Origin of the sequence: Moritella dasanensis ArB 0140, from assembly GCF_000276805.1 — a bacterium.
Taxonomy (GTDB): Bacteria; Pseudomonadota; Gammaproteobacteria; order Enterobacterales; family Moritellaceae; genus Moritella; species Moritella dasanensis.
The window spans coordinates 1-21,255 of the sequence record NZ_AKXQ01000004.1; the positions used below are offsets into that span (position 1 = coordinate 1).

The 21,255-nt window shown below is 40.8% G+C and carries 18 protein-coding genes and 1 tRNA gene; 8 read left to right on the forward strand and 11 right to left on the reverse strand.

Translation table 11 applies throughout. From position 1 onward, the window contains the following. The 5 genes from A923_RS0104090 to A923_RS0104110 form a co-directional block, all read right to left on the reverse strand. A partial coding sequence (locus tag A923_RS0104090; protein ID WP_017220381.1) for a vWA domain-containing protein occupies window positions 1-1,454 on the reverse strand: 1,454 nt, incomplete at its 3' end. Then, window positions 1,447-2,469, reverse strand: a complete 1,023-nt coding sequence (locus A923_RS0104095; RefSeq protein ID WP_017220382.1) for a vWA domain-containing protein — start codon at window positions 2,467-2,469, stop codon at window positions 1,447-1,449. The genes A923_RS0104090 and A923_RS0104095, both read right to left, overlap by 8 nt. Continuing rightward, window positions 2,462-2,983 (reverse strand): DUF4381 domain-containing protein, encoded by a 522-nt coding sequence (locus A923_RS0104100; protein ID WP_017220383.1) that lies wholly within the window; start codon window positions 2,981-2,983, stop codon window positions 2,462-2,464. The genes A923_RS0104095 and A923_RS0104100 overlap by 8 nt, the downstream gene beginning before the upstream one ends. Before the next feature lie 5 nt (window positions 2,984-2,988). Beyond that, a complete protein-coding gene (locus tag A923_RS0104105) occupies window positions 2,989-3,930 on the reverse strand; it encodes a DUF58 domain-containing protein (protein WP_017220384.1) in 942 nt (313 codons plus the stop codon). Between the two features lie 13 nt (window positions 3,931-3,943). After that, complete coding sequence (locus tag A923_RS0104110; protein WP_017220385.1) at window positions 3,944-4,900, reverse strand: AAA family ATPase; 957 nt, start codon at window positions 4,898-4,900, stop codon at window positions 3,944-3,946. Between the two features lie 351 nt (window positions 4,901-5,251). Between A923_RS0104110 and fadI the strand changes: the two genes are divergently transcribed. Both fadI and fadJ read left to right on the forward strand, forming a co-directional pair. Further along, window positions 5,252-6,562, forward strand: a complete 1,311-nt coding sequence (fadI, locus tag A923_RS0104115; protein ID WP_017220386.1) for an acetyl-CoA C-acyltransferase FadI — start codon at window positions 5,252-5,254, stop codon at window positions 6,560-6,562. Beyond that, window positions 6,562-8,694 carry a fatty acid oxidation complex subunit alpha FadJ gene (fadJ, locus tag A923_RS0104120; RefSeq protein WP_017220387.1) on the forward strand — a complete coding sequence of 711 codons (2,133 nt, stop codon included), beginning with the start codon at window positions 6,562-6,564 and terminating at the stop codon, window positions 8,692-8,694. The genes fadI and fadJ overlap by 1 nt, the downstream gene beginning before the upstream one ends. Before the next feature lie 202 nt (window positions 8,695-8,896). On the opposite strand, the gene A923_RS0104125 is transcribed toward fadJ, so the two are convergent. Next, on the reverse strand, window positions 8,897-9,475 hold the full coding sequence (locus A923_RS0104125; RefSeq protein WP_017220388.1) for a cache domain-containing protein: 579 nt from the start codon (window positions 9,473-9,475) through the stop codon (window positions 8,897-8,899). A gap of 321 nt (window positions 9,476-9,796) precedes the next feature. On the opposite strand from A923_RS0104125, the gene A923_RS0104130 reads away from it, so the two are divergent. Next, complete coding sequence (locus tag A923_RS0104130) at window positions 9,797-10,168, forward strand: VOC family protein (protein WP_017220389.1); 372 nt, start codon at window positions 9,797-9,799, stop codon at window positions 10,166-10,168. Between the two features lie 123 nt (window positions 10,169-10,291). On the opposite strand, the gene A923_RS0104135 is transcribed toward A923_RS0104130, so the two are convergent. The 4 genes from A923_RS0104135 to nrdD form a co-directional block, all read right to left on the reverse strand. Then, window positions 10,292-10,732, reverse strand: coding sequence for a GspH/FimT family pseudopilin (locus A923_RS0104135; protein WP_017220390.1), 441 nt, complete (start codon window positions 10,730-10,732; stop codon window positions 10,292-10,294). A gap of 188 nt (window positions 10,733-10,920) precedes the next feature. Next, window positions 10,921-12,918 carry an SDR family oxidoreductase gene (locus A923_RS0104140; protein ID WP_017220391.1) on the reverse strand — a complete coding sequence of 666 codons (1,998 nt, stop codon included), beginning with the start codon at window positions 12,916-12,918 and terminating at the stop codon, window positions 10,921-10,923. Window positions 12,919-13,718: 800 nt separating this feature from the next. Continuing rightward, window positions 13,719-14,237 carry an anaerobic ribonucleoside-triphosphate reductase-activating protein gene (gene nrdG / locus A923_RS0104145; protein ID WP_017220392.1) on the reverse strand — a complete coding sequence of 173 codons (519 nt, stop codon included), beginning with the start codon at window positions 14,235-14,237 and terminating at the stop codon, window positions 13,719-13,721. Between the two features lie 94 nt (window positions 14,238-14,331). Next, a complete protein-coding gene (gene nrdD / locus A923_RS0104150; protein ID WP_017220393.1) occupies window positions 14,332-16,467 on the reverse strand; it encodes an anaerobic ribonucleoside-triphosphate reductase in 2,136 nt (711 codons plus the stop codon). Window positions 16,468-16,774: 307 nt separating this feature from the next. Between nrdD and A923_RS0104155 the strand changes: the two genes are divergently transcribed. From A923_RS0104155 to A923_RS0104175, 5 genes are all read left to right on the forward strand, one after another. Further along, a tRNA-Ser gene (locus A923_RS0104155) sits at window positions 16,775-16,865 on the forward strand. Window positions 16,866-17,021: 156 nt separating this feature from the next. Next, window positions 17,022-17,537, forward strand: a complete 516-nt coding sequence (locus tag A923_RS0104160; protein WP_017220394.1) for a TlpA family protein disulfide reductase — start codon at window positions 17,022-17,024, stop codon at window positions 17,535-17,537. Between the two features lie 129 nt (window positions 17,538-17,666). Continuing rightward, window positions 17,667-17,879, forward strand: a complete 213-nt coding sequence (locus tag A923_RS0104165) for a DUF4266 domain-containing protein (RefSeq protein ID WP_017220395.1) — start codon at window positions 17,667-17,669, stop codon at window positions 17,877-17,879. Continuing rightward, window positions 17,870-19,168: a DUF3570 domain-containing protein gene (locus tag A923_RS0104170; RefSeq protein ID WP_017220396.1), complete on the forward strand. Its 1,299-nt coding sequence runs from the start codon at window positions 17,870-17,872 to the stop codon at window positions 19,166-19,168. The genes A923_RS0104165 and A923_RS0104170 overlap by 10 nt, the downstream gene beginning before the upstream one ends. Window positions 19,169-19,239: 71 nt before the next feature. Beyond that, window positions 19,240-20,139: an FAD:protein FMN transferase gene (locus tag A923_RS0104175; RefSeq protein ID WP_017220397.1), complete on the forward strand. Its 900-nt coding sequence runs from the start codon at window positions 19,240-19,242 to the stop codon at window positions 20,137-20,139. Window positions 20,140-20,189: 50 nt separating this feature from the next. On the opposite strand, the gene A923_RS0104180 is transcribed toward A923_RS0104175, so the two are convergent. Next, complete coding sequence (locus A923_RS0104180) at window positions 20,190-21,143, reverse strand: D-2-hydroxyacid dehydrogenase (RefSeq protein WP_017220398.1); 954 nt, start codon at window positions 21,141-21,143, stop codon at window positions 20,190-20,192. Between the last annotated feature and the right edge of the window lie 112 nt (window positions 21,144-21,255).

Consider the following 21,255-nt stretch of genomic DNA (forward strand, 5'->3'; position numbering starts at 1 on the left):
TGGTTCTGACTGTCTTGTTGGTCCTGACCGTCTTGCTGGTTCTGACCGTCCTGTTGGTTCTGACCGTCTTGGTCTTTATCACCTTGCTGCTGTTTCTGTTGCTGCTTCATTTTCTTGGTGACTTCCAGATTGGCTTTGGCATCGTTATTTTCAGGATCCAATCTTAGCGCTTGTTCATAAGCCTTGGTTGCTTCGTCAATATTACCGAGTTGCATTAACGCATTACCTTGGTTATACGCAGAATCACTACTTGTATCATCGGCCCATAGGTCGATAGCTTGTTGGTATTCACCGGCTTTATACAGGGCACTCGCTTGCCAATTAGCATCAGAGAAGGAGTCTGCGGCTTGTTGATATTTTTCATCTTGATACAACAATGCTCCATTCTCATTACTGTTTTTCCATATCGAAGTATCAGCCGCATAACTTGATTCTGGTTGTAATAAAAATACCAAAAAAAAGCTGAAAAACAGTTCTTTACGAAAACTAAATGCCGTTAATAAGGCGATCAAAGGCAGTAGCCAAATACCATCATCGTTCCGCTGTTCTGTGGTTAACTCGGTTTTTTGGTTATTTTGACTATTGTTAAATCGAGACGCGTGGTTGAACAAATCTGTTAATTGCTGGCTACCATGGCTGATCACTTGTACTTGGCCTGAATTGGCTTGCGCTGTGTCTTGCAATAACCTCACGTCTAGTTGCGGTACGACAATGGTGCCTTGGTTGTTTTTAAGGAATTGGCCATCACGCAGTTTAATCGGCGCGCCTTGCGCTGTGCCTATACCAAGAATCGATAAGCTGTAATCCGTGTCTGCTAATAACGCGTTGATGCTATCTGCTTGGGCTGGATTGATACCATCAGTAACCAGTAATATTTGGCCTTGCTGATAACCTGCGTTGGTTAATAATTCGATTGCTTGACGAATACCTGCGGTAGGTTTTGACCCTTTCACTGGCATGATTTCTGGTGACAAGTTTGGCAACAAGTTTAATAGGGTGCTTGTGTCTGTAGTTAATGGCGAGATAACGAAGGCATCGCCGGCATAAGCGACTAAACCTATTTCACCTTCTTTAATACTGCTAAGAATATCAGTGCTTTTAAAACGTAGTTGCGTTAAACGGTTAGGTTTTAGATCGGTGGCGCGCATCGAAAGTGACATATCTAATACCATGACTTTAGCTTGCGATATACTGGCAACTGGACGCTCGGTATAGCTAAAACTCGGGCCTGATAATGCAATTGTAGCCAGTAGCCAAATACAAGCTAACGGTATAAAGAAGTTATTCGATTTTGTTGCTGGTTGCTGTTGGGCTAATAAGAACTTAGCGATTTCAGGCGACAGCACGGTATGCCAGCCTTGCGCTTGATCATTCTTACGGAAATACCAAGCAAGGGCGATGAGTGGCAATAGCGCCAATAACCATAATGGTCGTAATAACATAAAATCAGTCATGGTTTTTCCCTGACGTGAATCGTAAACCTTGGCTTAAAGAAAGCCCTTGACGTAGAAAGCAGGCGAAAATTGACAGCAATAACGCGATGGCTAATGGCCAGTGGAATAGATCGGTTTGTGGCCTAAATTGTTGTTGTGCTTGCTCAACAGGTTCGAGTTTATCGAGTTCCGCATAGATAGCCGCTAAGCTCTCGGCATCACGGGCGCGGAAGTATTGCCCACCGGTTTGTGCTGCGATTGCCTTTAGCGTGGTCTCATCTAGATCCTGTGATGGATCTACTTTCTGATTACCGAATATCGTACGTTTATAATAAGCATCGGCGCCGACGCCAATTGTGTAGATTTTAACACCTTGTTCTTTTGCGAACTTAGCGGCTTCAAGTGGTTTAACCTCACCAGCAGTATTCTGGCCATCGGTCAGTAATACCAATACTTTTTGTGCCTTCTTTTTGGCATTTTCGGCGGCATCAAAACGTTTTAATGCCAAGCCAATGCCTTCGCCGATCGCGGTTTGTTGACCAACAAGGCCAAGTACAGCTTGTTGCATGTAGCCACTGACCGTTTTCAAATCGAATGTTAACGGGGCTTGTAAATAGGCATTGTCAGCGAAGAAAATAAGCCCGACACGATCGCCTTTACGTTGTTGGATAAAATCAGCAACCACTGTTTTTACCAATGACAAACGGTCAACCATGCGGTTATTGATTTGCATGTCTTCAATCTGCATCGAACCAGACAGATCGACCGCGAGCATCATTTCACGACCATGTTGAGGAATGGATTGCGGTTCGCCGATCCACATCGGGCGTGCAGCTGCGAGCACCAAACATAACCACATTAAGCTTAATAGCCAGATGGTACGCGGCTTTTTACTAACTGTGCTTGTTGCTGTCTCAATGTAAGGCAGATTTGGTAATACTAATGGGGCTTGTGCTTGACCTGCCTGACTAAAAAAGCGGATCAGCGCGGGTAAGGGTAATAGGATTAACAGCCAAGGCCAGTTAAATTCAAACATGACTGTTCTCCGCTTTATTTTTTATTTTTTTATTCACATGACAATCAATAGGTATAAGCGGGGTTTGCTTGATCCAATCTTGGCATGTTTTAAAGTGTGCTAATTCAGCGAGCATGTTTGGCTTGGCACTATATAAGTCCAGAGTCCATGCCGCGGCGTTATTTGAGAAGGCATTGAAAACACGTTTATTAGTACTGGCTTGTTGGTCGAGGAAAGCTAGCCATGCGTCGCTGTGCAATGATGCCGCTGTTTCACGTGGGAAACTCGACAATACAATGCGTTTGAGCAGATGATGTAAGTCATTTACTTCGCAACCTTGCTGCTGTAATAAGGCTAATTCGGCTAAGGCTAAGCGGGTTAATCTGGTTTTTTTAATGTACTGCAGTACAGCATAAATGGCTAAGCCGACTATTAATACGAGTACGATAATAACTAGCCACCAATACAGTGATAACGGCCACGCCGACACGGGTGTTGGTAAATGAATATCTTTTAACTGTGCTAACGGATCCATGCGCTTTATTTACCCTTACTCTTATCTTGCTTATTTTTGATCTGGCTAAGTAATGACTCACCGCTACTGATTTTATGATGACGAATACCGTATCGATTCATTACTTGTCGTAAGGCTTGTTGTTTAACATCTGCGTGTTGTTGATATTTCTGACGGCTGCTGGCGTCACCTGGACTAACGAAACCTTGTTGTTGCCCATCTGATACGGCAAGACGAACATTGGCGCTAATGCTTGGGAGAGCTTGTTCTAAAGGATCGAAAATTTGCCAAGCTTCGATTTCATTATGGCGTTTTAATAACGCTAATTGCTTTTGGGCTTTGTCGTCTAGATTAAGAAAATCACTGACGATCATAATATGGCTACCGGTTTTACACACCATGCGTAAACGGGTGAGGGCACCTGCTAGCGATTCTGGCGTAGTAACGTCATTGCCATTGGCTACATTTGTCTGGTTAAGTTGGGCGTTATGCAGGGTCACTGTCTGACTGAGTAATTGCATAATACCGCGTTGTTGACGCTGGGGTTTTAATTCTTTATGGCCAAATTCGCCAATGATAATACCGCCTACACGATCACTTTTGTGCTTTGTTGCCCAAGCCAGTAATGCAGTTAGGTGGCAGGCTTGTACTGACTTTAATCGATACTGACTACCAAAATACATGCTCGATGACAGATCAAGTAACACATATACAGGGCGCTCTTTTTCTTCACTGAATAACTTGCAGTAAGTTTTGCCGGTACGGGCGGTAATACGCCAGTCAATACTGCGGATGTCATCACCGGGTTGGTATTGACGACATTCACTAAATTCCATACCGCGGCCTTTGATTGGCGACAGGTGACCGCCAGCAAGTTTTGCTCTTGCTAAGGTCTTATTCGCCAATACGCTGTTGGTTTGGTAGCTGTATTGTTGTAGCTCTTTTAGCGTAACTTCGATTGCTGACATAGGCTAACTCAGTTTACGAAAATGCAATTAATGACAAGATACGGTCAATAACTTGATTGGCGGTAATACCGTCTGCTTCAGCTTCAAAGCTCAGTAATAAGCGATGGCGTAAGATTGGATATAGACATGTCTGGATATCTTCAGGTAATACATGGTCACGGCCGTTTAACCAAGCGCGGGCGCGTACACAGCTAGCAAGGGAAATAGTCGCACGTGGACTGGCACCGAAGGTGATCCAACTAGCAAGTTCTGGATCCAAGGTCGCAGGGTTTCGGGTTGCCATGATCAAATCGACAAGATAATGCTCAAGCGCAGGGGCTAGGTGGATGTTAAGCACTTCTGTTCGCGCTTGCATGATTGCTTGCTGACTTATTTTCGTTATCGGTGCACTGGTACTTTGTTGTGCTTCTTGCGTTGTTAAGCGCAATATTTGTAATTCAGTGTCTTTATCTGGGTAATCAATTTCCAAATGTAACATGAAGCGATCTAGCTGGGCTTCTGGTAATGGGTAAGTACCTTCTTGCTCAATCGGGTTCTGCGTTGCCATTACCATAAACAGCTTTGGTAATAACATGGTTTTGTTGCCAACGGTTATCTGCTGTTCGGCCATAGCTTCTAAAAGCGCAGACTGTACCTTAGCAGGTGCACGATTAATCTCGTCCGCTAGTACGATATTGTGAAACAGAGGACCAGGTTGAAAATCAAAGGTTCCGGTTTCGGCGCGATAGATATCTGTACCAGTTAAATCGGCTGGCAGTAAATCAGGTGTGAACTGAATACGATGGAAGTTGGCATCCAAGCTATCGGCAAGTGCTTTGACTGCACGTGTTTTCGCCAATCCGGGTGGACCTTCTACTAAGATATGTCCATCTGCGAGTAGCGCGATTAATAAATTGTCGACAAGTTTTTCTTGCCCAAGAATTTGGCTGTTAAGATAGCCTCTTAATTGATTAAAGTTTGATTTTGGCATAATTATCTATCGCATAAAGTTAATATAAACACTAGTTTACCGACAATCGATTAACTGTAAAAGTTCAAAAATTATTTTATAGACAGCTTTATAAAACGTTTTACAGAACTTTACTGGTAATGACTATTTTATAGTGTAAATGGTGAGTAATATATCCGTATCTAAACATTGTTTAGGTTGATATGACTATTATTTGGGGCTATTTTTTCACACAATATTTTTTCTAGGTCACAGTTCTAAGATGAAACACTCAATTTTCAAACTAATGTTTGAATATTGTGACCAAAAGGTTAATATTGACTTAATTTTATGAGGTCTGACCTCTCTTACTTAACGGAATGAGGATAAGTGATGGCTAAACCACAAAGCCTAACCACCCGCAACGGCGATCGTATCGCGGTGGTCACTGGATTACGTACCCCGTTTGCTAAACAAGCAACAGCGTTTCATGGGGTTCCAGCATTAGATTTAGGCAAAATGGTTGTTAACGAGATGCTTACTCGTAACGACATTGATCCTAAAATTGTTCAGCAAGTTGTCTTTGGACAAGTAGTTCAAATGCCGGAAGCGCCAAATATTGCGCGTGAAATCGTATTAGGTACTGGTATGGACATCGGTACTGATGCATACAGTGTATCGCGTGCATGTGCGACAAGTTTCCAAGCTATTTCAAATGTTACCGAGTCTATTATGGCTGGTTCGATTGACTGTGGTATTGCTGGTGGTGCTGATTCATCTTCAGTTGTGCCAATTGGCGTATCTAAAAAATTGGCTCATCAGTTAATTAACTTGAGCAAAGCTAAAACGACTGGCGATAAATTAAAGATTGCCCGTCAACTAAGCTTGAAAGATTTAATGCCAGTTGCCCCTGCTGTTTCAGAATACAGTACCGGTATCACGATGGGACAGACTGCAGAACAAATGGCGAAGTCTTATAGCATTACGCGCCAAGCGCAAGATGAATTTGCTCACCGTTCTCACTCTCTTGCAGCTAAAGCATGGGAAGAAGGCAAGTTAAAAGATGAAGTAATGACGGCTTATCCAGAGCCAATGAAGTCATTTATTTCTGAAGATAACAACATTCGTAAAAACTCAACAGTTGAAGGTTACGCTAAATTGCGTCCTGCATTTGACCGTAAACACGGTACTGTTACTGCTGCAACAAGTACGCCACTAACAGATGGCGCTGCTGCGGTATTATTAATGAGTGAAGGACGTGCGAAAGAACTGGGTCTAGAAGTACTCGGTTATATTCGTAGCTATGCTTATGCTGCTGTACCTGCTGATGTTGATGGTCTTATTGGCCCATCTTATGCGATACCTGAAGCGTTAGATCGTGCTGGTATTAAATTCGATGATTTAGCATTATTTGATATGCATGAAGCATTTGCGGCACAGACATTAGCAAACATAAAATGTCTAGAATCTGATACGTTTGCCCAAGAAAAATTAGGCCGTGCAGAGCGCGTTGCTACTATTGATGAAAGCAAATTCAATGTACTCGGTGGTTCACTGGCATATGGTCACCCATTTGCAGCAACTGGTGCACGTATGATCACGCAAACATTACATGAATTAAAACGTCGTGGTGGTGGTCTAGGATTAACAGCTGCCTGTGCTGCTGGTGGTCTAGGTGTAGCAATGATTGTGGAGAGTGCGTAATGAGTCAGCAAGATAAAACATTTTCACTTGAGATCCGTGAAGATAAAATTGGCGTTCTAACAATGGACGTACCCGGCGAAACGATGAACACTTTACGTGCTGAGTTCGCTGATGAAATTTCTGATTTGATGAAAGAGATCAAATCAAACTCAGATCTACAAGGTCTAGTCCTGATCAGTGGCAAGAAAGACAGCTTTGTTGCTGGCGCTGATGTGACTATGATTGATGCATGTGAAACTGCTGCAGACGCAGAGACGTTATCACTTGAAGGTCACCGCGTTATGGGTGAACTGGAAGCATTAAACATTCCTGTTGTTGCTGCTATCCACGGTCCTTGTTTAGGTGGTGGTTTAGAGCTAGCACTGGCATGTCATATCCGTGTATGTACAGAAAGCACTAAAACAGTACTAGGTGTACCTGAAGTCATGTTAGGTCTATTACCTGGCAGTGGTGGTACTCAACGTCTACCGCGTTTAATCGGTGTGGCTAAGTCACTTGATTTGATGCTTACGGGTAAACAAATTCGTGGTAAACAAGCGCTGAAAATGGGCCTTGTTGATGAAGTGGTACCGGAAACTGTATTACTTGAAGTCGCGGTTAAACTAGCGAAAAAAGGTAAGTTCAAACGTGAATTGAAACGTGATCTTACGAGTAAGCTTTTAGAAACAAATAAATTTGGTCGTAACATCATGTTCGATCAAGCTGCAAAGCAAACGTTCTCTAAAACACGTGGCAACTACCCAGCACCTGAAGCCATTCTAGAAGTGGTTAAAGTAGGTCAAGAAAAAGGTTTTGAAGCAGGTTTAAAACTTGAAGCAAAACGTTTTGCTGAACTAGCAATGACATCTGAATCTGCATGTCTACGTGGCATTTTCTTTGCTACAACAGAGATGAAGAAAGAAGACGGCGTTGAAGGTGTTGCACCGAAGAAAGTGAAAAAAGCAATCGTACTTGGTGGTGGTTTAATGGGTGGCGGTATCGCTAACGTTACTGCAACTAAAGCGAAAGTACCTGTGCGAATTAAAGATATTGCGCCACAAGGTCTGCTTAACGCACAAAAATATACGTATGACATTCTAAACAAGAAAGTTAAACGTCGCTTTATGTCTAAAGCTGAAATGCAAAGTCAACTTGCTATGATCACTGGTACAACTGAGTACACTGGTGTGAAGAGTGCTGACATTGTGATTGAAGCGGTATTTGAAGATCTTAAATTGAAGCACCAAATGGTGGCTGATATTGAAGCTAACTGTAACGAAAATACTATTTTCGCATCAAACACGTCTTCTTTACCTATCACGCAAATTGCATCTGAAGCAAAGCGTCCTGAAAACGTAATTGGTTTACATTACTTCAGCCCTGTGGACAAAATGCCACTTGCTGAAATTATTACGCATGAAGGCACGTCTGACCAAACTATCTCGACAACGGTTGAATTTGCGCGTAAGCAAGGCAAAACGCCAATCGTTGTTAAAGATGGTGCTGGTTTCTATGTAAACCGTATTCTTGCGCCTTACATGAACGAAGCAGCACGTTTGGTACTAGAACAAGAACCTATCGAAGCGGTTGATAAAGCGTTGGTTGATTTTGGTTTCCCTGTTGGTCCTGTAACGCTTCTTGATGAAGTTGGTATCGATGTTGGCGCTAAGATCGGTCCAATCCTAACGAAAGAGCTAGGTAGCCGTTTTGAAGCTCCAGCTGCGTTCGATAAGCTATTAGCTGATGATCGTAAAGGTCGTAAGAACGAGAAAGGTTTCTATCTATACGGTAAGAAAGCCAAGAAGGGTAAGAAGCAAGTTGATGAATCAATCTACAAGCTATTTAACCTGAAACCTGAAGCAACAATGGATCCTAAAGCGCTTGCAGAACGTGCAGTATTATTAATGCTGAACGAAGCTGCTCGCTGTCTTGATGAAGGTATCTTACGTAGCGCACGAGATGGTGACATCGGTGCAATCTTCGGTATTGGTTTCCCACCATTCCTAGGTGGTCCATTCCACTATATGGATTCTATCGGTATTGCTGCACTTGTTGACAAGCTAGAACGTCATCAAGATAAATACGGTGAGCGTTTTGCGCCGTGTGACTCGCTTAAAGCAATGGCGAAAGAAGATAAAAAATTCTATAACTAATCGCGAAATGCATTAGCTTATACAATTTACTCATTTATAAAAAATAAAGCGGCGTTAGATGTAAATCTAACGCCGCTTTTTTTGTAACTTATTTTGCGTGAGTAGGCTATATGGAGTGGAATGCTAGCATTCTAGTATCATTTCTATTGAAGTCCCGAACATCGTTATGCTCGGGCTGTACAGTAATGGTCATCTATTATAATTAATTAGAGATCAACATATTGATAATTGAATCATCAATTTCATTAATGTACACCCCTTCACCATAAGTCCAACCCCAAGGTGAAAAATACTGAGAGTAAGATATTTTGAGCTGCTGTTCTCGGTTCGTATTACCGTAATAAAAATAAGATGAATAGCCCGAATTATTTCGGTATACAGCTTCAGTACGTAATAATTGGTATAGTTTTACGCCATTAATATTAATCTCATTTTTGACATTTTTATTGAGCATCGCGGCATTATTAATTGATTCTAGAAGAAGATAATCGTCGTTAAAAACAAAAACATAATTCTTATTTTTAAAGTTGATTTGATGAATTTCTTTAATCGACTTCTGCTGTGCTTCAGCAAGACTTAGCTCACCGTCAAGATAGCCTTGATAGTGACGATTGATGAGAGACCCAATAAATTTAATTTTAGGTTCCAATCCATATCGTTGCTGTTCAATGACATTACAACGGACATATAAAAAATAGCGAGTGCTTAACACAATAAATAGTAACGATAAACTTACTGTTATTAATAGCAGCTTTTTTTTCAGTGAAATTGTACTTAACATTTTATTAATCTCATGGACGTTACACCCTATTGTTCATTCACATCACGAAAGTATTGTAAGTATTATGTGGTTGCTGCATTGATATTACTTTTATATTGTCTTGATATTATGTTGAGGAGCGTCTATTCATTAATTGTGAACGCCGAGGGACTTCGTCGTATAATCGTACAACCCTTCACTCTTTCAGTGAACATCACGTGGATCCCCACTAGTCATTCAATTACTTACTTTATAGATGTATATTGACTTAGTTTAACTAAGCTGTTGTAGTTAAATGTCTATCTAACATAACGACATTCATCATAATGAAAAGGAATTACTATGCTTAGCTATGCAACAATAGGTGTAACGGATTTAGAAAAGTCAGAAGCTTTTTATAATGCATTATTGGCACCAATAGGCGCTAAAACATTAATGAAAATGGAGCGGATTATATTCATTGGTAAGAGTATGAAAGAGCCTATGCTTGCCATTTGTATTCCGTACGATAAAGAAGAACAACACGCTGGTAATGGCAATATGTTAGCTATTGCGCCGGGCTCAAAAGAAAAGTGTGAAGAACTGTACCATAAGGCAATGGCTTTGGGTGCAACCTGTGATGGTGAACCAGGACAACGAATTCCTGACGTTTTTTATGGCGCTTACTTCCGTGATTTAGATGGTAATAAAATAGCTTTTAATCACTTTGGTTAACAGATTTATCGCCCTAAACTAAACTAAACTAAACTAAACTAATCTAGGGTTGGAACAGTCCCGTCGTTTTTAGCCCCACCATTTATACCAAATAAAACAGGGGCTATTTAATAATAGAAATAACTAACAGCTCACCGATGTGGTTACGGGATCACCATTAATTCCAACCGCCATTTTAATACCTGAATCGCCAGTGCAATAACGAATTATATTACCTGTTGCGATAGTTCCATTGGCACGAAAGTTTATAATTTGTGCGCCAAGAGCTCTAAAAGATAAGCTTGAATTACTGCTAGTCGCTATCGTTGTTTTGTTGACGATATCAGCGTCTGATGTCGTTAAGGTTAAAGTATTCCCTGCTACTCGCATATATAACGTTCGGTTATGGGCAATCGCGGTATTTTTCGCATAGATAAGGCTGCTATTAATCAGTGTGGTTGCGTCATCAATACGGCTTTGTTTTACCATGTTTTGGTAACTGGGTACGCCAATACCAACGAGTATTGCGAAGATAGAAATAGTGATCATTAATTCGATGAGGGTAAAACCGACAGATTTTTTCATTCTTATACATCCTTGTTAAAGAAAACAATAGATTAACATGATAAGACGAGATGTATTGATGAATTTATTGTGTTGTTAGGTTATTGAGAGCTGGATAAGGTTTGTTATTAAGATCAAAAAAGGGACCACACTTGAGTATATAGTGTGGTCCCTTGATATTAGCTAATTAGTACTTAATACCGATTAGATTACCAATGCACACCGCGCATGATAGCTGCAAATGCAACTTGTTCAGTGCTTGCTTGTGTCGGTTCATCTTTATCTTCTAGTTTACCTTTAGCCGCTGCTGAATCATTAAACATACGGTAGCCCGTGTTCATGATAATTTCGCTTACTTTAGGGAATAGTGAGTACAGTACTTCTGACATGATACCGACTTTTGTCGCAATACGTTTTGGCTTACGAATAATTGCTTGAACAATTAAATCGGCTGCTTCTGACGGTGCGAGTGTTGGTACATTGTCGTATACTTTTGTAGGACCGATCATCGGAGTACGCACAAGCGGCATATTAATCGTCGTCATGTTGACGTTACGGTCAGAGAACTCTGATGCGGCACAGCGAGTGAATGCATCAAGTGCAGCTTTAGACGCTACGTATGCAGAGAAACGCGGCGAATTTGTTAACACACCAATTGAAGAGATGTTGATAACATGCCCTTTTTTATTCTCTAACATGCTTGGTGAGAAGCCCATGATTAAACGAACCGCACCAAAGTAGTTTAACTGCATCGTTCTTTCGTAATCGTGGAAGCGGTCAAAGGATAAATCAATTGAACGGCGGATTGAACGACCCGCATTGTTGATTAATATATCAACAAAGTTATGCTCTGCAAGTACATTCTTTACTAACTCATCACATGATTCCATGTTGGAAATGTCACATGAATAGATGTGTGCTTCGCCACCAAGCTCCTTGATTTGAGCCTGTGTTGCTTCTAGTTTTGTTACATCACGTGCTACAAGGATTAATTTAGCGCCTGTTGGTGCCAGTTTTAATGCCGTTGCTTCACCAATACCAGAACTTGCACCTGTGATGACGATTGTTTTACCACTAACATTACCTTTTAAAGTCATGTCATTGATTAGGTCATCATTTAGGTTACGTTCCCAATAATCCCATACCGCTGGTGCGTATGCATCTAAACGAGGTACTTTGATGTTAGAGCCTTCTAATGCACGTGCTGTTTCACGGTCATCGAAGCTCGTAGGATAGTTAAGGAAGTTTAATACATCTTTTGGAATGCCAAGGTCACCTAATACCCCTTCAGTAAGCTGTTTCACTGCAGGTAAGTGTGCAACCGCTTGGCGTACTGATGCTGGTAAGAAGTTGGCAATACGAGAATCAATACGGAATGCCGTTTTTGGTGCGTTACCAGCTGTTGCGAAGATATTAAGTACTTCACCAACCTTGAATGGTTTTGGATCGACAAGGTGGAAGCAGTTGCTATGAACGTCTTCTTTATGACTGATGTAGTCAATTGCATCAGCAACATAATCAACCGGTACGATATTAAGGCGACGGCCTTCAACACCGATCATAGGCATCCATGTTGGAATTGTTTCACGAATTTTTTTCAATAATTTAAAGAAGTAGTAAGGACCATCTACTTTGTCGATTTCACCCGTTTTAGAATGGCCAACAACCATGCCTGGACGGTAGATACGGAAAGGAATAGAACATTCATCACGCACTACTTTTTCAGAGATATGTTTGGTACGTAAATATGGGTTGTCCATATTTTCAGCTTCTTCAAACATGTCTTCGTAAAAAGTACCGTTGAACAAACCTGCGGCTGCAATAGAGCTAACATGGTGGAAACTTTTCGCTTTAATATGAACAGAAGCTTCAACCGCGTTACGTGTACCAACAACATTTGCCGTTTCTTGTGATTCAGCATCTGCTTTCATATCGTAGATTGCTGCAAGGTGGTAAACATTATCAATTTGGTCAGTGTGTGTTGCTAACCATTGCTCATTAATCCCTAAATTAGCTTTAGTGATATCACCTGTAACCATTTTGATACGACTTTTAACACTCTTATGCACTCGATCCTGTAATGCATTGAATTTGTGTTCTGAGCCTGGGCGAGTTAATACATAAACTTGCGCATCTTCTCTTTCTACTAAACGTTCAATTAAGAAACGACCAATAAATCCTGTACCACCGGTAACTAAGTATTTCATTCCATTATCCTTAACTAAGCTATGTTTAATTTTTGTTAATTAAAATGACCGTGTATCACTTTTGTAGTAGTAATATCATCGAAATCGAAATGAATGTCAATGATGTGCCGTTAACGTAACTGGAAAATAGGCAAGTTATACAACACGCCGTCAGTATTATGTGACGAGTTGTTGGTTTAATTTGATTGTTAATCCTGTTAACAAATATTCAACGACAAGAGTAAATACTCAATTCGTGTAAATCATCAGTACGTCGAATTTTTACAAGCTCAGAGTTTACTTAGTTACATTCCATTAACAAGTATTGAAGCTAGTCGTTCAAAATAATACTTTATTTGGGTGGTTAATTCTAACTTTTGTAATCGTTGAATTTAGGTGGGGTGGGTATTAAGTTTAATTTCATTTTTGAATAGATAAATACTTTATTTATTAGTTGCTTACTGTAATTTTGGTTTGGTTTTTTGATCCTTAATGAGACGGATACCAATAAACATTCATACTTTAGTGTTAAGTTATATAAAATATAGTGGTTTCTCATCGGAGTTTTTGATGAGTTAGATGTGATTAAAGTCAAAAAAAATAAATTTTTAATGACTCATATGGGAAGGTTACTTTAGTGCTTCAGCATATGTAATTAAGTGACTAATCGTGCGTTATAAGACTTTAATATTAGAATATTTATTCCATCATTAGATAGTATCCCTAAAGTATTAAATTCTGAATTTAGCTTTTTTACAATTTATAATTTTTAAATTCAATTTTTGCTAATGATAGCGGTATCAGCATTCATTTCATCATGATTAATCACTGTCTATTTTTGAGAATGTATATTTAAACCCTGCAACGTCATCATTTTTGCTAATGGTGATGATACGTTGATTACCACTACCTCTAAATTTTAAAGCCGGATCAACTTGCGACTGTTCAAACTTCCCATCGATGAGATAATCGATGTATTGCACGACTGTTTTTTGTTGCGGTGTTAATTGTTCTATCGTATAACCACTCCATAGCCATATATCTTTTCCAACACATTCTTTTTTAACTCTTTTTACTAGTTTTAAAATAGCATCTAGATTCGCGGGGTAAAGTGGATCGCCGCCGCTTAAACTTAATCCTCGACGCCGGATTCGCGGATCATTTAAATCATTGATTATCTTATCTTCCATTGCCTGGCTAAAGAGTGAACCATTAGAGGGAGACCAAGTTGATTGGTTGTAGCAGCCCTTGCATTGATGCTCGCAACCGCTGACAAACAAAGTTACGCGTGTACCTGTGCCATTGATCACATCAAGAGGGTAATATTGAGAATAATGCATAGTTGCTCTTAAACGCTAGCCAATGAGGCATTGGCTAGCCAGTTAATTAAACTGAGGTCGGATGAGTGGTCATTGTTTACATATTATAAAAATATTATAAGTGTTTAACGCGGCGTTTTACTTCTTCTTGTTTACCAGCATTAAAGGGCCGAGCATCGGGACTGCCCAGATAACCACAGACTCGACGGGTCACAGATACCTTGGCAATATCGTGATTGTCGCACTTAGGGCAGGTAAAGCCTTTACTGGTACAGCTAAACTCACCCGTATAGCCACATTCATAACACTCATCAATCGGTGTGTTGGTGCCATAATAAGGAACACGCGTATAGCTGTAGTCCCACACATCTTCTAACGCTTCAATGTTGTGCTGCATATTAGGATATTCGCCATAACAGATAAAACCACCGTTACTGACTGCCGGGTAAGGCATTTCAAAATCGATTTTATCGTACGGATTGACTTGTTTCTCAACATCAAGATGGAAGCTGTTGGTGTAATATCCTTTATCTGTCACGTCTTTGATATCACCAAACGTGATCTTATCTAATTTAGCAAAACGGCTGCATAAGTTTTCACTTGGTGTGGCGTATAAGCTATAAGCATAACCGCTTTCTGCAGTCCATTGTTCAGTGCTGGCTTTCATGTGGCTAAGCATAGCAATGGCTTTTTGTTGTAATACTTCACTATCGTAAGGATGGGTAGCATTACCAAACAGTGCATTAATCGCTTCGTGCAAACCGATGTAACCTAAAGAAATAGAGGCGCGACCATGCTTGAAAATATCTAATACGTCATCATCAGCATTGAGTCTAACACCGCAAGCACCTTCCATATAAAGGATAGGGGCAACACGGGCTTTAACGCCTTTAAGACGAGAAATACGGGTTTCTAGAGCACGTTTACACAGGATTAAACGTTCATCTAATAATTGATAGAAGCGTGATTCATCGCCTTTTGCTTGAATGGCAATGCGCGGTAAATTAAGACTCACTACACCTAAGTTATTACGGCCTTCATGAATTAGTTCACCTTGCTCTTCATAGGTGCCTAAGAAACTACGGCAACCCATAGGCGTTTTAAACGAACCCGTTACTTTAACTACTTGCTCATAGTTTAAAATATCTGGGTACATGCGTTTTGTTGAGCATTCTAGTGCTAGCTGTTTAATATCGTAGCTTGGATCTTCTGGCTTATGGTTTAGGCCATCTTTGATTGCAAACACCAGTTTTGGAAAAACTGCGGTTTTATGGTTTCTGCCTAAACCAGCAATACGATTTTTAAGAATTGATTGCTGAATTAAACGTGCTTCCCAGTTTGTGCCTAAACCAAAACCGAAAGTTACAAACGGTGTTTGTCCATTTGCTGTGTGTAAGGTATTAACTTCATATTCCAATGATTGGAATGCATCGAAACATTCTTTTTCAGTGCGTGAACGTGCAAACTCCGCTTTATTTGGTATCGACCATTCTTCGGCTAGTTGGGTATTTTTATCAAAGCTTGCTGTTACGTAAGGCGCTAAGATCTCGTCAATGCGATTGATCGTGGTGCCACCATAAATATGGCTAGCTACTTGTGCAATGATTTGTGCGGTTACGGCAGTTGCTGTGGTGATTGATTTTGGCGTTTCAATTTCAGCATTACCCATTTTAAAGCCACGGGTCAGCATGCCATCAAGGTCGATCAACATGCAGTTAAACATCGGAAAGAAAGGTGCATAATCAAGATCGTGATAATGAATGTCGCCAGCTTCATGCGCATGGACAATATCGCGAGGTAAGATATGTTGCTTAGCATAATGCTTAGCAACAATACCTGCGAGTAGATCGCGTTGAGTCGGGATCACTTTACTGTCTTTATTGGCATTTTCATTCAACAGTGATTCGTTGCTTTGCTCAATAAGGCCTTTGATCTCGTTAGTCAGAATACTTTGTGTTTCACGAGCAATATCACGTTGATGACGGTATTCGATGTAAGCGCGGGCAATGAGCTTGTTGCTTTCTTGCATTAACACATCTTCAACGGTGTTTTGGATGGTATGGATCTCAATGGCGTGTTCGCTAGAGACATCTTGTTGAATCAGTATTTGATGTACTTTATTTGCCATATTGACCGCATAATCACGGTTTTCTTGTTGCACTGACTTAGCTGCAGCGTAAATAGCGTCTTGTATGCATTGAATGTTGAACGGCACACGACAACCATCTCGTTTGATGACAAATAGATCCACAAAATACTCCTTCAGTTTTAAATTGACATTATCATGCAATACTATATATAGGTGTTGTTTTAATCAACGGCACAATATGTAGTGTATTAGGCTTGAAGTTTGTTTTTGATTCATTGATTTTGATCAATAATTATTACGCCAAAATAGGGGATTGATAAGGGAACTATTCTCGATCAATAAATGGCACTATTACACTTGTAAGTTTATTTTTGAACGATATTCAAACGCAAACTGAACAGCGCAGAGCTCATGATGAATAAAGCTTTACAACTTCAGGTGGTTGCTCTAATATTCGCTCCATTGCTGCGGAGGGGTGGCAGAGTGGCCGAATGCACTGGTCTTGAAAACCAGCAGGGGTTAATAGCTCCTCGAGAGTTCAAATCTCTCCTCCTCCGCCATCCATTCAAGAGAACGCTAATTGATTACTGTTTATAGTAACTGGTTGGCGTTTTTTTATATCTATTTTTCACATAATCAACATTTTTTTCACTAATCCTCAGCTAACTTCATTATCATAGCCAGACATCTATTCAGCCTATTTGAGAATTCAGTTTATGAATCAATCTATCTGTCATCGTCTTCGCGACTTTTTAATTTCTACTTCTATTATTATCAGTGTTGTTTTTTCAACCGCAGTATTTGCTGAGAATAGTGCCAAACTTGCCCCTGATTTTTCATTACCCGGTGTTAATAATAGCCAAATAAACCTTGCTGATTATCGTGGTAAAGTGGTGTTGGTCGATTTTTGGGCTTCGTGGTGTACACCGTGTATTCGTTCGTTCCCGTGGATGGATGAAATGGTTGAAAAATATGGCGAGCAGGGCTTTGAAATTATCGCGATTAATATGGATCAAGAAGCCATTCTTGCGAAGAAGTTTTTAACACGCTACCCGAACAAATTGACTATCGCCTTTGATCCACAAGGTGTGGTGGCTGAGCAATATGAAATCATGGGCTTACCAAATTCGTTTATACTTAATAAACAAGGTGAAATTGTCTATAAGCACGTCGGGTTTAGGTTATCAGAATTAGACAAATATGAAGCAGAGATCTTATCGTTATTACCGTAAAGATGAGAATCGTTAAAACACCATTGATAGAAGTAAATTGATAGAAGTAAATGAGTAGTCATAACTTATAGAAAGCACTTATATAAGTAATTTTTATAAGTAATTGTTTATTTAATGTTTGGAGCGGCTATGAGACGGATTTTATTATTAGCCTGTATATTGAGTTTAACGGCCTGTTCGTCACTTGGGGTAAAACCTTGGGAACGTGACTTGCTGGCTAAACCAGAAATGCAGCTTGCAGAAAACCCAATGGAAATGGGGTTTGACGACCATACCTATTTTAGTAAAGAAGGCTCAAGTGGCGGCGGTAGTTTTGCTGGTGGAGGTTGTGGATGCAACTAAAATGCCAGATTAAGAGTAAAAGAAAGAGTCAAAGCAAGAGTAAAACTTTTGCTAACATTTCGCTGACCCTTGCTGCTGCGACATGTGTACTTGCAGCTCCAGCCATGGCTGAGACGCCTGAATTAGATAGCTGGGATGTCGACCTGGGGTTACTTATCTATGCTGAAAGTGATGACCAAGTGCAAGCTTATGAAGGTGCTCTTTCTGTTACTAAGCAAATTGATGACGAGCGCAGCATTAATGTCAAAGGTGTAATTGATGTGCTGACTGGTGCGTCACCCAATGGCGCGGTTGCTCAAAATAGAGCGCAAACCTTCACCCGGCCTTCTGGTAATGGAACCTATACAACGGCTGCAGGTGATACGCCGCTTGATGATACCTTTAAAGATACCCGCGTTGCCCTTAGTACCCAATATCAACAACAATTAAATCGCTTGTGGCTCTATTCTGGTGGCGCAAACGTGTCTAAAGAATACGATTACCTTGCGTTGTCGATCAACAGTGCATTGGCGCGTGATTTTAATAATCGTAATACTACCGCATCGGTCGGTTTTTCCTATGCCTACGATACCATTGAGCCGGAAGGCGGTATTCCTAATCCTGGTGTGCCAGTCGATGCTGTAGATAATCGTTTAGAAGACCGTGAAACGAAGCAAACGCTTGATTTGTTGTTGGGGTTAACCCAAGTCATTAACCGCCAGACGTTAATGCAATTAAACTACTCGATTAGTGATGTCAGTGGTTATCAAACCGACCCGTTTAAAATATTGTCTGTGGTTGATAGCGATGGTTGGGCAAGTGATTATGTGTATGAAAGCCGCCCTGAACAGCGTACTAAACAAAGCCTATTTTGGCGGACTAAATATAACCTGCAACCATCTGGGCAAGTATTCGATGTTAGTTATCGTTATTTTTGGGATGACTGGGGCATGGCTTCACACACCATAGATAGCAAATGGCGCATGCCGCTGGCGAACAGCCACTTTATCGAGCCGCATATCCGTTATTATAACCAACAAGCGGTCGACTTTTATCAAGTTTATTTGGATGAAGGCCAGCCAATACCAGAGTACATGACGGCTGATTATCGCTTGGGTGAATTACAAACTTATACCATAGGGCTGAAATATGGCTTTCCGATTGCCGGTAATGAATTCAGTGTACGATTTGAATATTACCTGACTCAGGTATCGGGTGATGAATCATTGGCGAAAGGCGCTGGTATGTCAGGTGTTGATCTGTATCCAGACAAAAGTGCTGTTATGTTGCAGAGCTTCTATCGTTTCTGACCTCGTTTCTAATTCGGCTCTCGTCACTGATACGGTTTTAATGTCGATATGAATAGGAATAGGAATATAGTTTGAGCAAAGCTTATAGCCTAAAGCGACAAGCGGATTACTGGTTAGGCGAATTTTTCGTCATGGCCAGCCCTTGTCAGATCTTATTAGATAACGCCACTAAAGCCCAGGCGGATAGTCTTACTGCACTGGCATATGCAGAAGCAAAACGCATTGAATTAAAGTTCAGTCGTTTTCGTGATGACAATATTATTGCCCGCCTTAATCATGCTAAGGGGAGGGGGATAACACTCGATGACGAAACAGTGACATTGATTAATTTAGCCGATTTATGTTTCCAACTCAGTGATGGTTTGTTTGATATCAGCTCTGGAGTATTAGGCAAGCTCTGGCATTTTAAGCAACAAACACAGCTGCCGAGTGATGCTGACATTAAGGCCTTATTACCCAATATCGGTTGGCAACAAGTGAAATGGCAAGCGCCGTTATTAAGTTTACCAATAGGTATGCAAATTGACCTTGGCGGTATTGGTAAAGAGTACGCGGTCGATAAAGTCGCGCAGCTATTAGAAAGTGAAATGCGATTGCAACAAATCGATAGTGCATTTTTGGTTAATTTTGGTGGTGATATTTACGCCAATAAATTACGCCGTAACGGCAATGCTTGGCAGGTTGCAATTGAAGACCCACAGCATCTTGGAAAAAGTAAGCTGATGGTTGGTTTAACCCAAGGCGGACTCGCGAGTAGCGGTGACAGTCAACGTTTTATTGATATTGACGGTCAGCGTTATAGCCATATTCTAAATCCTAAAACCGGTTATCCCATTGCAGGTGGGCCGGCTCAGGTTACTGTCTACGCGCAAAATTGTGTGCAAGCGGGTATGTTAGCCACCATGGCGCTATTACAAGGCGAGTTCGCTGAAGATTTTTTAAAAGTCCAAGATTGCCGTTATTGGTTATGATGCTTATGATTAGCTTGAACCCGAATCTAAGCTAATCATAAGCGCTGTAATCAAACTTGGTTTTGTGGCTTTCCAGCGATAAATTGTTCAATATTATTAATCAACTGATTGGCCAAAGTCTGAATGGCTGAATCGGAACCCCAGGCCACATGTGGGGTTAATATCAGATTTGGTAAGTGGGCATTGGCAATTAACGGGTTACTGTTATCGGCAGGTTCTTGAGTAAACACATCAACACCCGCGCCAGCAATTTGTTGAGTCTGCAATGCTTCTACTAGTGCGACTTCATCAACCAAACCACCACGTCCTGCATTAATCAAAATACTACTGTTTTTCATTCGCTTAAACTCTTCACGACCGATGATGTTTCGGGTCTGTACTGCCAGTGGGCAATGTAATGTCAGCACATCTGCTTGGGCTAAAACGTCTGTAAATGGACTGTAACCTTTACGGCATGTTTCAGCGCCTTTACGCTCTGAAAAAATGACCTTCATACCCAACGCTTTAGCCAATACTGCTACGGCATTACCTAAACCGCCTTTACCTATAACGCCTAATGTTGAACCGGCGATGTCAGAAATCGGGTGACTAAAGAAACAGAACTGTTTTTGCTGCTGCCACACACCCGCTTGAATATCTTGATGGTAACCGACTAGATTGCGTTTTAGCGCAAACATCATCGCCACCACATGTTCAGGTACTGAGTTAGTCGCATAACCTTGGATATTACTGACGGTAATATTGTGCTGATGGCAATACGCCAAATCGATATTATTGGTGCCTGTTGCTGCCACCGCAATCATTTTTAACTGCGGGCATTGGCTTAATATCTGCGCATCTAAAATAACTTTATTGGTAATGACAATACTTGCCGTTTGCAGTCGCTCAATCACTTGTTCTGGCGTCGTTGTCACATATTCTTGCCATTGACATTCAACGTTAGGTTGAGGAATCGTGATGTGTTCTGGGATTGTAGCGCGGTCGAGAAAGACAATAGTTTCCATGCAAGTAAATCCATTTTTAAGTTAATGCTGAAAGTCGGCCTAAATACCGCTTGCGATAATTTTAACAGGCTGATACTTTGAATAGATGAAATTAAACCTTATTTTTACGCTT

Coding starts and splice junctions, on each gene's coding strand:
- A923_RS0104095 (WP_017220382.1), bottom strand. CDS start 2,469: ATGTTTGAATTTAACTGGCCTTGGCTGTTAATCCTATTACCCTTACCC.
- A923_RS0104100 (WP_017220383.1), bottom strand. CDS start 2,983: ATGGATCCGTTAGCACAGTTAAAAGATATTCATTTACCAACACCCGTG.
- A923_RS0104105 (WP_017220384.1), bottom strand. CDS start 3,930: ATGTCAGCAATCGAAGTTACGCTAAAAGAGCTACAACAATACAGCTAC.
- A923_RS0104110 (WP_017220385.1), bottom strand. CDS start 4,900: ATGCCAAAATCAAACTTTAATCAATTAAGAGGCTATCTTAACAGCCAA.
- fadI (WP_017220386.1), top strand. CDS start 5,252: ATGGCTAAACCACAAAGCCTAACCACCCGCAACGGCGATCGTATCGCG.
- fadJ (WP_017220387.1), top strand. CDS start 6,562: ATGAGTCAGCAAGATAAAACATTTTCACTTGAGATCCGTGAAGATAAA.
- A923_RS0104125 (WP_017220388.1), bottom strand. CDS start 9,475: ATGTTAAGTACAATTTCACTGAAAAAAAAGCTGCTATTAATAACAGTA.
- A923_RS0104130 (WP_017220389.1), top strand. CDS start 9,797: ATGCTTAGCTATGCAACAATAGGTGTAACGGATTTAGAAAAGTCAGAA.
- A923_RS0104135 (WP_017220390.1), bottom strand. CDS start 10,732: ATGAAAAAATCTGTCGGTTTTACCCTCATCGAATTAATGATCACTATT.
- A923_RS0104140 (WP_017220391.1), bottom strand. CDS start 12,918: ATGAAATACTTAGTTACCGGTGGTACAGGATTTATTGGTCGTTTCTTA.
- nrdG (WP_017220392.1), bottom strand. CDS start 14,237: ATGCATTATTCTCAATATTACCCTCTTGATGTGATCAATGGCACAGGT.
- A923_RS0104160 (WP_017220394.1), top strand. CDS start 17,022: ATGAATCAATCTATCTGTCATCGTCTTCGCGACTTTTTAATTTCTACT.
- A923_RS0104165 (WP_017220395.1), top strand. CDS start 17,667: ATGAGACGGATTTTATTATTAGCCTGTATATTGAGTTTAACGGCCTGT.
- A923_RS0104170 (WP_017220396.1), top strand. CDS start 17,870: ATGCAACTAAAATGCCAGATTAAGAGTAAAAGAAAGAGTCAAAGCAAG.
- A923_RS0104180 (WP_017220398.1), bottom strand. CDS start 21,143: ATGGAAACTATTGTCTTTCTCGACCGCGCTACAATCCCAGAACACATC.